The following is a 15586-nucleotide window of genomic DNA, read 5'->3' on the forward strand; positions in this document are numbered from 1 at the left end:
ATTTACTTCTAAACATATTTATTTTTCAAGATTTCTTTATAACTTTGGCTCACGAAGATAATTAACCTACTAATAAACAACCTTTAAAAAACATGAAAGAAAGAATTTTAGTCACAGGCGGTACGGGCTACATTGGCTCACACACCGTAGTCGAACTCCAGAACAATGGGTATGATGTAATAATCGTAGATAATTTGTCTAATTCACGGGCAGACGTGGTAGACAACATTGAAAAAATAACAGGCATCCGTCCGGCTTTTGAAGAAGTGGACTGCTTGGATTATGCAAAACTAGAAGCTGTATTTGCCAAATATCCTGGAATCAAAGGCATTATCCATTTTGCGGCAAGCAAAGCAGTAGGCGAATCGGTTCAAAAGCCTTTGTTGTACTATCGCAATAACCTTGTTTCACTTATCAACTTGTTGGAACTGATGCCGAAATACAATGTAGAAGGCATTATCTTCTCTTCTTCATGCACCGTTTACGGCCAACCAGACAAACTTCCGGTAACAGAAGAAGCTCCTATCAAGAAAGCTGAATCGCCGTACGGTAATACCAAACAAATCAACGAGGAAATTATCCGCGACACCATTGCTTCGGGTTCTCCTATCCATGCTATCTTATTGCGTTACTTCAATCCGATTGGCGCGCATCCGACAGCCCTTATCGGTGAATTACCTAATGGCGTTCCGCAAAACCTTATCCCTTATCTAACTCAAACCGCTATCGGTATCCGTGAAAAACTGACCGTATTCGGCGATAATTACAATACCCCCGACGGTTCTTGTATCCGCGATTATATTTATGTAGTAGACTTGGCTAAAGCTCACGTAACAGCTATGCACCGCATTTTGGACAACAAGCAAAAAGATACGGTAGAAGTATTCAATATCGGTACAGGAAGAGGCGTTTCAGTATTGGAACTAATTCATGCATTCGAAGCTTCAACAGGTGTAAAATTAAACTATCAAATAGGTGAGCGCCGTGCCGGAGATATCGAGCAAGTATGGGCTGACCCGACTTATGCAAACAATGAATTGGGGTGGAAAGCTGAAACATCATTGGAAGATACCTTGCGTTCGGCATGGGATTGGCAATTGAAATTGCGTGAGAACGGAATCCAATGATAGTTAATAATGAATAGTGAACAGTTAATAGTGAACAGTGATATATGATATCGTTATTCACTATTAACTGTTAATTATTAATTGCTTACAGTTTCACCGAAATCTTTCTTCCTGAGTAGCTTACTTTCTTATCAGCATTCACGATAACGGTTTCTGCTGTTTGCTTGCCCGGTTGCATCAAAGTAATGCGGAAATTACGACGTTTCAGCATATCGGGATATTCTCCTTTACGGTCATCAATAGTTAAGGTACGAGTTGCATCGTCCCAAGAGAAACGGATTGTAGAGAACATTCCTTTTTCATAGTTGTAATTATCTCCTTCATCTTCATACAAGGTAAATTCCCCATTGGCTCCCGGATAAATGCAAAGGTCAAGGTTATCCCATTTCTTTTCATCCGAATATTGTACTTTTGGACCAAGCGGAAGGATACTTCCTGCTTTGATATAAAGCGGAAGAATATCAATAGGACATTCACGGTTAATCTCTTGTCCGCCTTCTACGGTTTCGTTCGTCCAAAAATCAATCCATTTCGTACCCTTAGGCAAATAAACCTTCACCGGAGCAGATGCCTTGGCTACATCGGGGACAATAGCTACGCCTTTATTGTCTTCCACTTTCTTCGTATAAAGCGGATCTGTTACAGGACGCACCAAAATATTTTTTCCGAACAAGTATTCATTATCCAATAAGATAGCCTTACGGTCTTGAGCAAAATCCATGACAAGCGGACGCATTATCATGCCGTCTTCTTGTACTACTGCACCATTCAAACTATATATATAAGGTAAGAGACGGTAACGCAATTCGATGAAACGCTTCTGCACATCATACGCCCACTCACCTTCTTTGCCGAAGAGCCAAATTTCGTTCATCATCGGTGAAGAACAGTGATTACGCATTAAAGGCATGAAACAGCCCCATTGGAACCAACGTGCATGAAGTTCCTGATAAGCAACATTGGTGCAATCATTATTGTATTCCCAACCAAAGAAACCGCCCAAGTCTGTATTCCAGAACGGGATTCCGCAAAGTGTAAAATTCAGTCCGGCTGGAATCTGCTGACGCAATACATTCCAACTGGATACCACATCACCACTCCAACTTAACGCACCATAATGTTGCTGACCTAAATAGCCTGAACGGGTCATTTGGAATACACGTTTTTCATCAGAAACATTACGTTGACGTTCATAAATACCCCGATTATGAACCAAAGGAAAAGCATTATGGTTCGAACGGAAGGAGCCATCTGCAGTCTGTAAATCGAAATCACTGTCCTTCGGATTCAAGTGGTCAGGTTCTGTCGAATCTGTCCACCACGCATCAATACCCATACCATGCAAATGGCTAAGATAACGCCAATACAAGTCACGTGCATCTTTGTTGAACGGGTCATACGGATGTGCGCCCGATTTAGGAGGCCATGTCTCGAATTTCAACAAGGCATTCATCTTATCCAATTCTTTAAATTGGTCGGTCCATGGTCCGAAGCTTGCCCATACCGAAATCATCAAATGCGCATTGTTCTTGTGTACGTATTCCACCATTTCTTCAGGACTCTTGATACGAGGTTTCGGATAATGTGCATTCGGGTCTTCTCCATTAGGCAGATAGCGCATGGCTTCTGCATCGCCCATCTTGTTAATGTAACGAGGATTCATGAACTTCATTGCGTTCCAATTCGAGTCACATCCCCAATATTGCCAATCTTGTACAATACCGTCAAGTGGAATCTCTAATTTACGATATTTATCGAGCACATCACACAATTCATCTGGACTCTTATAACGCTCACGGCATTGCCAATAGCCCATGGTCCACAACGGGAACATGGTAGCTTTGCCCGTCAGATCACGAATACAAGCAATGACGCCGTCCTGCGTACCATCACGGTATAAGAAATAATAGTCCGAGCAATGTCCTACTTGCGAAGAGAATGAAGTTTCGTATGGCGAATCGCTGAAATCCGAAATGCCCGGATTATCCCAATACACGCCATATCCCTTTTCTGAAGTAAAATAAGGAATACAGATATTCGTATTTCCATTCGACAAATGAATCTGCTGATTCCGATGATTCATTGCCCCACTCTGACGTTGTCCTAATCCGTAAATAGCTTCTTCCGGTTGGAGAACAAACGATTGGCTGACAGTATAAGCATCTTTGGTCACATCTTTACGAGCGACAAAGTTTGTTCCCATTTCCTTTTCCTGCAACAAAGTCTTTCCTTTTCCGTCCGCATAAACCACTTTTCCAGTAGTAATGTCAAGCGTAACAGTCATATTGGAAGTGGTCATCTGCACTTCGTTCCCATCCTGCGTATAAGTAATGTCTACTTTTTCGGGAGTCTTGATGATGGGATAACTCTTTTTTTCAGGCATCTCTGCCGACGGATACTTCACTACACGTACAATAGATGGCGCATAGAATACCACTTCTCCATTCAGGACAGGCGAAGCAGTCTGAAACTTCACTCCATTGTCGGTCTTCTCATAGGTCTGTGCCCAAGTTGCCATACACGATGCCAGTGCGGCAAACAGAATCAAATTTCGTCTTTTCATGGTTATGTCATTTAATTGGTTTATATCATAGCTTCACCGATACTTTCTTACCGGTATAGTTCACAATCTCTTCTTTGCCATCAGGCGTACGTACGATAAACTTACGGCTCTCTAACATACCCGGATACGAACCCTTACGGGAACCGATGGTCAGGCGACGGGAAGACTCGTCCCATGTCATTAGAATTTCGGTGTAAGCACCTTTCTCGTAATTGTAGTTGTCAAACTCATCTTCGTAGAGAATGAAACTTCCGTCAGCACCAGGATATACGCAAAGCGTCAAGGCATCCCACCGCTTTTCGGTAGCATACTGCACATCGGGACCCAACGGCACGATACTACCTGCCTTTATATATAAAGGTATAAGGTCGAGCGTGGTCTCACGGGTTATCTCCTGCCCGCCTTCCAGCTTTTCATTAGTCCAGTAATCGTACCAAGAAGCACCTTCAGGCAAATAAACCTTAGCGGATTTCTTCTGTGTGAAATCAACACCAGCCATACTTTCTTCCGCCTTTCCGGCATTGTCACGGTTCCATCCGCTTTGTTCATCGACTTTCACAACCTTTTCGGGCGTATATTGCGCTTCGAGTACCGGAGCTACCAAGAAAGCCTTACCGAACATATATTCGTCATTCATGTCCCATACTTTCTTGTCTTTCGGGAAATCCATCACTAAGGCACGCATGAATGTAGACTGACGATGAGTTACATCCCACGAAGTGGAATAAATATAAGGCAGGAGCAAATAACGCAAACGGATCATTTTCTCAATAGCATCATACACCGGTTCGCCTTTCTTCCCGAACTGATAAATCTCACGAGGTGTATCTGCACCATGCGAACGCATCATCGGTGTAAAGGTGCCAAATTGCAACCAGCGGACATAAAGCTCCTGATAAAGCGGGTTCTTCGGAGCAGTCCCGTCGTTCCAACTCTTGTTGTATTGTCCGGCAAAGAAACCGCCTATATCGTTGTTCCAATGCGGCATACCGCAAAGCGAGTAGTTCAAACCCGCAGGCACTTGATTGCGCAAACTTTCCCATGACGAACCGGTATCACCCGACCATACGTTAGCCCCGTAACGTTGCTGTCCCATAAACCCCGAACGGGTAAGGATAAACACCCGCTTATCGGACGTGACAGCACGCTGGTGATCGTACACACCTCCTACAGCCATCAGCGGATACGCATTGCGTACCTTACGGAACGAACCGAGATAAGTCTTTTGGTCAAGGTCACTGGGCTTAAAGTCAAGATGGTCGGGATCGGTAGAGTCCATCCACCAAGCATCCATTCCATACTTAAAAATTCCATCGTTCAAATATTTCCAATAAATGTCGCGGGCTTCGGGCGAATATGCGTCGTACACCTTCACACCCGACGGATATTCAGGATCAGGCGGCCAACTTTCTAAGCCCGATGCAGGCCATGTCTTGAAATCGTAAAGCAAGCCTTTGGGAGACAACTCACGATAAGGTTTCGTGGCGGGTCCGAAAGAAGACCAAATGGATATGCTCATGTGTGCATTCATGGCGTGTACATCGTCCAGCATCTCCTGCGGATTCGGGAAAAGCGGATTGGTAAAATCCATCGCATTCCACAGATAATTATGTCCCCAATATTGCCAGTCTTGAATGATGCCGTCCAAAGGCACCCCTAATTCACGATACTTGCGCACTACACCTACTACTTCGTCCTGACTTTTATAGCGTTCCTTGCTCTGCCAGTAGCCGTATGTCCATAAAGGGAACATTGGGACTTGTCCTGTCAGTTCGCGTACCTCAGCCACCACTCCATCAGCATTTCCACCATACATGAAATAATAGTTCACACACGTCCCCACCTCAAAATCGAACGAAGTGCCTTCGGCATTATCGGTAAACATAACAGGAGAATAGTTATCCCAATACAAACCGTAACCCTTCACCGACTGGAAGAACGGACTGGAATCTTCCAAATTACTTTGGATAAGATATTTCCTCAGATTCCGTTGATTCATCTTACCCGTCTGATGCTGACCTATACCATAAATAGCCTCATCTTTATCCAAGCGGAAAGCCTGACGGACACGATAGTATCCTTTATCCACTTCGTTTTCGCAAGGCTTGAACGAAGGCATGCCTTGTTCTGCTAACAAAAGCACTCCTTCTTTGTCGGCAAACTTCACCGTTCCGTCTTGTTTATCAAGCGTAACAATGATATCAGTACTTTCCAATGTCACAACATCGCCAGTCTCGTCTACTTTAAACTTGGTTTCTTCGGGAGCAAGCACCACAGCAAGGCTCTTCTCATCCGGCATTTCAGCCTGCGGATATTTCACGATACGCACGATGGAAGGAGTATAAAACTGCACTTCACACCGAAGATTTCCACCCGGCACATTTAGTTTCACGCCATACGCTGTCTGGCTCACTTCTTGAGCCATCAATAACCCTACACTACATAGCATCAGAGCTAACCCTACAAATCGGAATATTTTCATAAGCATCTTTATAATATATGAATAAATGATGCTACAAAGATAACACGTTTCAGTTCACACACAATACACACATGTTGCAAGGAGCAACATAATTGTTGAATCTTACAAATAAAAATCCATTCGCTGCAATATACCACAGCGAATGGATTACAAACATGACTTTATATTACTGAGGATTTTGAGTCAAGTTACTATTGGTTAACATAATCTTATTAGGTATCGGATATAGATTCCGGTTCGGGTTACTCTTGTCATGAGAGAACCATGATTTCGTTGTAAATACACCAAAACGAATCATGTCTTGACGACGGCGTCCCTCTTGACAAAACTCCCATCCTAATTCATCTAAGAAACGACCGTATTTTATATCCTCTCCACCTTCGTGGGTTTCCAGATTTTCATCACGGCGTCCATAATCATAGCAACTGCCTTCTTCCAATTGCTGGTCGGTCACAATAGCGTCATTTATGTCCTCAAATGCACGTTTGCGGACTTCGGTAACCAATTCCCCTGCGCCCGGTTGCCCCGAACGCATCAATGCTTCCGCTTTCATCATCAAGACATCAGCATAACGGAATAAAGGCCAGTCATTACTTAAACGGTTGGTTATTCCTTGAGCATATTCAAACTTACCCCAACGGTAGCCATCATCTACATCCGAAGCATCTATCGAGGGTACTGAATTCGTATAAATCAACGGTCCTTCACCATCACTTCGTTGCAATATCTCACCCGAAGCCGTATATTGCTGACCCTGAATATAATTTTGTGCCAAACGAAGGTCATTCGGATGGAAAGTATCAATAAATTGCGGGATAGCACATACTCCTCCCCAAGGCCGTTCTGTAAATTGATAAGTATCCTGGTTTTCCGGAGCCAATGTATACATGTGGAAATCGAAATCGTTCCAACCCGTTACATAGATTTCATCAAAAGGCAAGGCAAAAATAATTTCTTTTGAGTTTTCATTGTTTGTAACAAATACATTTTTTTGGTTGGCTTCCAAGGCATACTCATTAGATGAATTAGCAAAGTCAATCACTGCATCACATTCATCTATGCACTTTTGCCATTGTGGAGTACCCGACCATATTTCTGCATTCAGATACATTTTAGCGAGCAATGTATGGGCTGCCCATTTATTGAAACGTCCATAATAATACCCACGTGGAGTTTCCGATAATAAATCAATGTTCTCGGTCACTTCTTTTATGATAAAGTCGAATACCTCTTTCCGTGTAGACTGCTTAGGCAAAGAAGAATCTTTAAAATCTGTCACAATAGGCACATTCCCATAGAGGTCTACCAATATATAATAATAAGATGCGCGTAATACCTTCAACTCAGCGATTAAAGGTTCTCTTGTAGCCTCATCTACCGTAATTACCCCCTCTTCTATCTGAGAAAGAATCCGGTTACAAGTATTGATTCCGTTATAAGTGCGTTCCCAGCCTTGCAATACACCGTCATCCTCTGTAGTCCATGTATGCTCATGCCAACGCTTATAAATATATCCGTCTACCCAACCGATTCCCAAGCGGGCAGGAATAACATCTTGGTCAGCCGACAATTCTTGCGAACGAACTACGCCGTTCCATTGCAAAAGCGTTTCACGCCAAGGAATATAAGCAGCATTCACCAAATAACTTACTTCTTCCTCAGTTTTCGGAGCGTAATTTTCAGACACTACTTGTCCATAGCTATCATCCAATAAATTGGTACATGCGCTGCTGCCTGCCAAAAGCAAGCCCAACAAACCAATTGAATATATTTTATTTATATGTTTCATTGTAGTAAATAGTTAAAAGGTTAGAACTTGACATTGACTCCAAAAGTAAATGAACGTGATGTCGGATACCGGTCTCGCGTATCATACCCCGGTGTCAATCCATCGGTAGGAACTTCCGGGTCAATTCCTTTATAACCTGTAATGGTCAAAGTATTCAAAACTGAAGCATACAAACGTAAGGACTTTATATACTTCCCAATCTTACCAAAATTATATCCCAAGGTGATATTATCTATTTTCCAATAATCACCGTCCTCTACATAATAGCTATTAAATTCCGGCTCAACTTCTGGGCTTAATGTATGCTTGCCGAAAACCAAGTCATTGACAGATTTCAAACGGTTTTCTACACGGGAGTTTTTCACATTTTCATAGTTCATACGGGCACCGTTGATAATTTGGAAACCGAATGCACCACGCATGGTAATTGCCAAATCAAAATTCTTATAACGGAAGTTATTGTTCCAACCGGCATAATATTTCGGCAAACCGTTTCCGATAACATGCTTGTCTTCCGGAGCATGAGTAAAATCTTTGTAGTTAACCAAGTTTCCGTTCCGGTCTTCATAAATCCAACGTCCTTCGCTATCCACATCAACCACTTTAAATCCATAGAAATTACCGATACTTTCGCCTACTTGCACCCGGTGTGATGATGCCACTTGTCCGGCATATTCTACTGAACCTGTATCGAAATAATCATACTCGGTCTTAAAGATACTTCCTGAAAGACTCTCTAATTTGTTCGAGTTGAAAGAGAACGTTGCGGTTGTGCTCCATTCAAAATCTTTTGTTTGTACTGGAATCACATTCACTAACACTTCAACACCTTGGTTTCTCATCTTACCACCGTTAGCAGTAGTCGTATTATACAGATTCGGAGGAGTAGGCACTGCATAATCATAAATCAAGCCATCTACCAACCGGTTATAATAATCAATCGTACCAGACAAACGTCCCTTCCAAGAAACCCAGTCAATACCTACGTTTGTTTCTTTCTTTTCTTCCCAACGCAAATCCGGATTCGGATTAGAAGCAGGGACAATCGTTTGTATCCATGCATTATTCACGTATGCATACGAACCATATTTAAGCATAGCTACACCTAAGAATGATTTAGCAGGCTGGGAACCAGTCACACCATAACCTACACGAAGCTTCAAATCATCGAATAGATTCTGATGCTGCATGAATGATTCTTCAGTAATTCTCCAACCGAATGAAACAGACGGGAACAATCCCCATGCATTATCAGTCCCCCACAACTGGCTGGCACCTTCATAACGCAAGGCAGCCATAAACAAATAACGGTTTTTCCATGAATAAGTAGCACGACCAAAGAAACCAATCAGATTTGTACGCGTCTTGCTTGACCCTGCCGATGCTTTTCCTTCTTTCAATGCAGAGCCGATACCAATATTGTGCCATCCACCAAAATAATCGTCTTGGAATCCATAGTTATCAAAATAAAGGTCTTCATAATCAGTTTCGTCATACGTATAACCTCCCATTATAGAGAACGTATGGTCATTGATAGTCTTATTATATTGAGCCGTTAATTCCATCAATTTTTCCATTTCTGTAGAAGAGCCAACCGAAGACCAACCGTCTTTATGGTCACGTAATGCAGAAATATGGTTTTGAGTTTCATTATATCCTCGGTTCATGTTTTTACGAGTATAAGAGAACATGGCAGATAACGTCAAATCCTTAATCGGATTATATGTAATGCTTCCATTATAGCGCAATTCTGTCCGTTTCACGTTTCCACTTGCTTCATACAACAAAGCCAACGGATTTTCATATTCAAATTTATTCACATTCTCATACCACGAGCCGTCTTCATTGCGGATAGGTTCGGTCGGATTACGGCGTGTAGCCTGTGAATAAACACCTCCACGGAAACTTCCTCCATTAGTTGTAGATTCCATTTGGCTTTTTCTTCCGAATACACCGAATTTCAATCTAACCTTATCGTCAAACATGCGATGCGTAATTTCAACACGTCCGCGGAAATTTTCAAAATCAGATTTCTTCATCGTTCCCTGACGGTCTGCATAGTTGATATTGGCTATGTAACTGGTCTTTGAATTACCTCCCATCAAAGAAAGATTGTGCACATGACTGATTGGAGTACGGGTTATTTCATCTACCCAATCTGTATTATATCCATAATCATAATCTGGATACAATGCAGCAAACTCACGTCCGTCCAGCATATCCAATTTGCTTGCCAACATAGAGGTACTGATGTATCCACTATAATCTACCGCACAAATATCACCTCCTTTAGCTTGCTTGGTTGTAATCAAAATTACACCATTCGTACCTCGTGTACCATAGATAGCTGCAGCAGAACCATCTTTCAACACATCCACACTTTCTACGTCTTCCGGCGCTACAGTACTCAAGTCACCCGGGACTCCGTCAATCAATATTAAAGGATTGGTATTTGCTCCACCAATGGTATTCGTTCCTCTTAAACGAATCTGTGTACCTCCAGCCGGGTCACCGCTCGGATTAGTAATAGCCAAACCAGCGACTTTACCTTGAATCAACTGGCCGACATCTTTTACCGCACCTTTTACAAAATCATCAGCTTTTACACTAGCAACCGCACTGGTCACATCTCCTTTACGCTGTGTACCATAACCGATTACCACAACTTCATCCAGCAATTCCGTATCTTCGCGCATGATTATTTGCAAAGTTTTGCCTGACTGAACCAATACACGTTCAGGCTTGAAGCCAATAAAAGAGATTTCAAGCATAGCTTTCTTTGCCACTTCCAATGAAAAGTTTCCATCCAAGTCAGTAATTGTACCGTTTGCAGAACCTTCCTCTTTAATAGAGGCGCCAATAATTGGTTCTCCGTTCTTGTCCACCACTTTTCCTGACACTTTGATTTTTTCTTGCCGTTGTTGCGATAATTCAACAGCTTCTTTCATTTCCTTGCCGGTATCCAAAGGGACTGAATGCGAAAATGCCGGCACATTCAAACAAAATGCGGCTAAACCAGCCAACACCATTCTTTTTAAGTTTCTCATGATTAAGATTAGTTTTTATTAACATAAAGTTTTTGCAATTATGCATAATTATCAATACAAAAATAGCTTATTCAACACCATGTACTAATATATTCATGTTGAAAAGAATAATACAAATGTTGAAAACCGCATTAATTATCAGTGCTTTCCTTTTCTATTTACATATTGGGAAGGGCGTACCCCAAATTCCTCCTGAAAACATTTACTGAGATAGCTCGATGTACTAAAGCCTACCATATCTGCCACCTCGGCTACCGTATACCCCTCCTCCAATAAATGAGCAGCTTGCTTCAAACGAACGGAACGGATGAAATTAGTCGGCGTTTTTCCTACTATAGCGACTAATTTCCGGTATAATCCGGTACGGTCCATGCAAAGGTCACGGCTCCATGCCTCTACCGAATATGCCGGATTCGTGAGGTTCATCTCTACATAATGCAATGCCTTCCGGATAAAAGCCTCATCAGATTCCGACAATAAAGAATTTTCTTCATCAGGCGACACTTTCTCCTGCGATTGCTTTTTCCGTTCCTCCTGCTGTTCCAACAAACGGCGCATATCCATCAATAATGCGTCCAAGTCAAGTGTTTTCTCATCTGCAGGCAAAGGAAGTAATACGCCCTCAGCCAATTGCCCTATCAGATTTTTCAATCCTATGGTCTCCTGCTTTATCCCCTGCAGCCGACGCTTCGTACAACCTTCATTTACTAAAAGGAGTGCCTCATCCAGAGAGGGCAACATTTTTTCTACAGGAGCCTGCAACTCTTGATTGATATTTTGTAGAAATACCCCTTTCATCTCATCCAACTTTTCTTTCTGCTCACGCACCAAACAACGCTTCTTATAACGTAAATAACCCGTTAATGAAGCTACAACCGCCCCTAATGCCATTACTACATAAAGCAAGTAAGCCCACGAAGTCTGCCAAAAAGGAGGTTTTACCGTAATCTGCAATTCCGCATAACATTTTTGCCAATTCTCGCCATTGCGCGTCGCCCGTACCCGAAAGCAATATGTTCCGGGAGGCACATCGGTATAAGTGACATATCCACGTCCGTCTGAAGAACGCATCTGCAATTCTTTTTCATCCAATCCCTCCAAACAATACCGGTAATACGTCTGGGTAGGATTGATATAATTTAAAGCAGAAAACTCCAATGAGAAAAAGTTTTGGTCATAATCCAATATAATCTCTTGCGTTTGCGACAAAGGACGTTCTAAAATCACCCTACCATCGTATGCTATCCCCTGCTCTACCCGTTTGCCAAACAAATTAAAACCAACAAAAAGCGGGACAAAAGGAGGTTGCCCCAATACTAATTTGGAAGAAGAAAGACTATTGAATCCATTGATGCCGCCCCAATAAATCGTACCGTCAGAAGCTTGAAAGACCGAACGGGGACAAAATTCATTCTCGATAACTCCGTCTAATTGATTGAAATTAGCAAATGAATAACGGTCTGTTCCGTCTCTCCTTGAATGAACCGTCAAATAAGAAAGTCCGTTAGCTGTAGCAATCCAAAGCGTTGAATCAGAAGTCGCAATAATTGAACGGATTACATTATTAACCAAACCGTCTGTTGTATAAAATATACGTTTAACACCTGTTCTCGGATTCCAGTACACCAATCCGTCTTCTTGCCCTATCCAAATATTCTTTTTAGCATCAACCAATGCATCATTACACGAGTGCAAAGACGAAATGTGCAATGAATCGCTTATCGAAATATTTTTACGAGATACAGACAAGCCTGTTTTCTTCAATGGAGAAAGTGCATTATCAGGAGTATATTCAAATACGCCTTCCGTAGTCTCCACCAATATCTGATGTTCATCGGTTTCTCTAAAGCCTGTAACCTGTAAATCCTCATCACCTGTAACCGGAAATAAAGTCCGTCCGATGTTACGGAAACGAAAACGGTCAGGGTGATAATAAAGTATACCTCTATTCAGTGTACCGACCCACAATCCGCCTCGGACATCGTAATAAAGTGTACTCACTTCGGTTTCGATTTTACGTCCGTCTACCAATTTCAAGACAGGAATATATTCTTTCTGATTCAAATCTGAAGAAATAAACCACAAGCCGTTTGTACCGCTTAACCAAATATTGCCTTTATGGTCAAGCGAAATGTAATTAGCCCAACCAGAAGGACGTAACACTTCAGTCCATTCGCTTGATGTATAATCGAAATAAAGCAGTACGCCCCCTTGACTCCCGTTACAAAGTTGATAAAAACCGTCTTCAACCGTCACGATATACGATGTTCGTCCATACCGTTCTTTAGAAAGAATATTACCCAACCACTTTCTATATAATTCGGTTTTGGAAACTAAATCATAACAAAACAAGACACCCGACTTATAAAACAGATAGAGTTTGCCTTTGGATACAGCCAAATCATAAATCGAATCATCCTTTTGTCCGGACAAAGAAAACACCTGACGTAAAATACATTTTGCTTGTAAATCCTCATTATCAACGCAAACCAATTTATCACTTTCCGTCACTATCCAAAAGTTTTTCTCTTCATCCATGAAGAAATCGTTCAAAGGCTCGTCTATCCCCCATTGCATTAACAAGCTATCCGGATGAACCACAACCTGTTCTTGGGTTATATCCACCGCCATAAGCATTTCCCAGTTTTTCATCCAGACATGCCCGTGCCCGTCTATATATTCATGATGAAATCCTTCATACGTAGAAAGTTTGCAAATATGTTCTTGCCCATAATGCAGGTAAGTGAATCCCGTACCATCGTACAAGTTAAACTGCCCGACCGTGGTTATTAACATACGTCCATCGGGAAGCTGGGTTATGTTCCGCACCCGATTGCCCGACAATCCTTGCGTAGCATCTATGGGCGTAAAAACCACAAAAGGTGCTTCTGCAAAGCTATAACCTGTTGCCCATACTGCACACATATATATAATAAGGAGCAAACGTCTCATATTCCCGTTTCAGTTATTTGATTTGAAGGTTTCAACAAAGATACATCATTCTTTCTCCAAATCCAAATGTATACTTTAAAAATCATATTTCAAATAATGAGTTTCAATTCTTGATATAGCGCAAGATTTTCAATCAAAATCCGATTATTCTCATCTTAAAGATACACAATCGTCCGCTTTCACCTAATTTTGCACCGATTTTTAGTTGGAGTAGTATGGCACAATCAAAAGAGATGACAGCGGGGCCTTCCTTGCCGTTGATATTCAATTTCACTTTACCCCTTTTATTGGGAAATTTATTACAACAGACCTATTCACTGGTAGATGCTGCAATTGTCGGTAAATTCCTAGGCATCAACGCATTGGCTTCTGTAGGCGCAAGCACCTCTGTGGTATTTTTGATATTAGGCTTTTGTAACGGATGTTGCGGTGGTTTTGCTATTCCCGTAGCACAAAAATTCGGAGCAAGAGATTATGTCACGATGCGCCGTTATGTTTCGGTCAGCCTGAAGATTTCTGGAGTCATGTCGGTTATCATTACGGTTATTACAAGTTTGCTTTGCGCATTCATTTTAAAGAGTATGCAAACGCCCGAAAATATCTTCGAAGGAGCATATTACTACTTGCTTATCACCTTTATCGGAATCCCTTGTACGTTCTTCTACAATCTTTTATCGAGTATTATCCGGGCATTGGGAGATAGCAAAACACCATTTTGGTTCTTGCTTCTTTCTACGGTGCTGAATATTTTCCTCGACTTATTTTGCATTTTAATATTAAATTGGGGAGTAGCCGGAGCTTCCATTGCTACGGTTCTCTCACAAGGAGTATCTGCCGTACTTTGCTATTTCTATATGAACCGCAAATTCGAGATATTGCGCACTACAGCCTCCGACCGGCGTTATCGTCCCGAATTGGCAAAACAACTTTTATCAATCGGAGTGCCGATGGGACTTCAATTTTCGATTACCGCTATCGGCAGCATCATGCTGCAAAGTGCCAATAATGCATTAGGTACAGCATGTGTGGCTGCATTTACGGCAGCTATGCGCATCAAAATGGTTTTCTTATGCGCCCTTGATAGTTTGGGTATGGCAATGGCTACCTATAGCGGTCAGAATTACGGTGCAGGAAAGCCCGACCGGATTTGGCAAGGCATCAAGTCGGCTATCGTTATGATGATGATTTACATCGTAGCGGTAAATATTATCATTTGGGGATGGGCGGACAAAATTGCCCTTTTATTTATTGCCCCAAGCGAAACGGAAATCATTAAAGATACCGCCCTTTTTGTCCACATCAATGTCTCCTTTTTCCCTTTATTGGGATTACTCAGTGTACTCCGTTATAGCATTCAAGGAGCGGGGTATACCAAGCTGGCAATGTTTTCGGGTGTGTCGGAAATGGTTGCCCGAGTCTTGGTTAGTCTTATCATAGTCCCGATATTCGGCTTTATGGGGGTCTGCTTCGGAGACCCTACCGCCTGGCTTTTCGCTTGCCTGTTTCTCATTCCCGCGTTCTCGTACGTCTACCGGCGATTACAGCACATCGTAGTGAAAGAACAAATTTCTACTGTACATAATTAATATAAGTTCAATATATAGAACCTATTTCGGAGAATTAAAT

At 42.1% G+C, this 15586-nt stretch carries 7 protein-coding genes; 2 read left to right on the forward strand and 5 right to left on the reverse strand.

Annotated elements, in window-relative coordinates; translation table 11 throughout:
- The first annotated feature begins 92 nt into the window (after positions 1–92).
- Complete coding sequence (gene galE / locus B5F91_RS00090; protein ID WP_087427100.1) at positions 93–1127, forward strand: UDP-glucose 4-epimerase GalE; 1035 nt, start codon at positions 93–95, stop codon at positions 1125–1127.
- Positions 1128–1212: 85 nt separating this feature from the next.
- Here galE and B5F91_RS00095 read toward each other — a convergent pair whose 3' ends face one another.
- The 5 genes from B5F91_RS00095 to B5F91_RS00115 all read right to left on the reverse strand — a co-directional run bounded on the left by B5F91_RS00095 (position 1213) and on the right by B5F91_RS00115 (position 13960).
- Positions 1213–3690 carry a TIM-barrel domain-containing protein gene (locus tag B5F91_RS00095; RefSeq protein ID WP_239416090.1) on the reverse strand — a complete coding sequence of 826 codons (2478 nt, stop codon included), beginning with the start codon at positions 3688–3690 and terminating at the stop codon, positions 1213–1215.
- Positions 3691–3715: 25 nt separating this feature from the next.
- Positions 3716–6172: a TIM-barrel domain-containing protein gene (locus B5F91_RS00100; RefSeq protein WP_087427265.1), complete on the reverse strand. Its 2457-nt coding sequence runs from the start codon at positions 6170–6172 to the stop codon at positions 3716–3718.
- A gap of 166 nt (positions 6173–6338) precedes the next feature.
- On the reverse strand, positions 6339–7961 hold the full coding sequence (locus tag B5F91_RS00105; RefSeq protein WP_087427102.1) for a RagB/SusD family nutrient uptake outer membrane protein: 1623 nt from the start codon (positions 7959–7961) through the stop codon (positions 6339–6341).
- A 20-nt stretch (positions 7962–7981) separates the two neighbouring features.
- The gene (locus B5F91_RS00110; RefSeq protein WP_087427266.1) at positions 7982–10909 is read right to left on the reverse strand and encodes a TonB-dependent receptor; all 2928 of its coding nucleotides are present in this window, start codon (positions 10907–10909) and stop codon (positions 7982–7984) included.
- Between the two features lie 237 nt (positions 10910–11146).
- Positions 11147–13960 carry a helix-turn-helix domain-containing protein gene (locus B5F91_RS00115; protein ID WP_087427103.1) on the reverse strand — a complete coding sequence of 938 codons (2814 nt, stop codon included), beginning with the start codon at positions 13958–13960 and terminating at the stop codon, positions 11147–11149.
- Positions 13961–14175: 215 nt separating this feature from the next.
- Between B5F91_RS00115 and B5F91_RS00120 the strand changes: the two genes are divergently transcribed.
- A complete protein-coding gene (locus B5F91_RS00120) occupies positions 14176–15546 on the forward strand; it encodes an MATE family efflux transporter (RefSeq protein ID WP_087427104.1) in 1371 nt (456 codons plus the stop codon).
- The last annotated feature ends 40 nt before the right edge of the window (positions 15547–15586 follow it).

The sequence above is a fragment of the Bacteroides sp. An322 genome (assembly GCF_002161765.1).
Classification (GTDB): domain Bacteria; phylum Bacteroidota; class Bacteroidia; order Bacteroidales; family Bacteroidaceae; genus Phocaeicola; species Phocaeicola merdavium.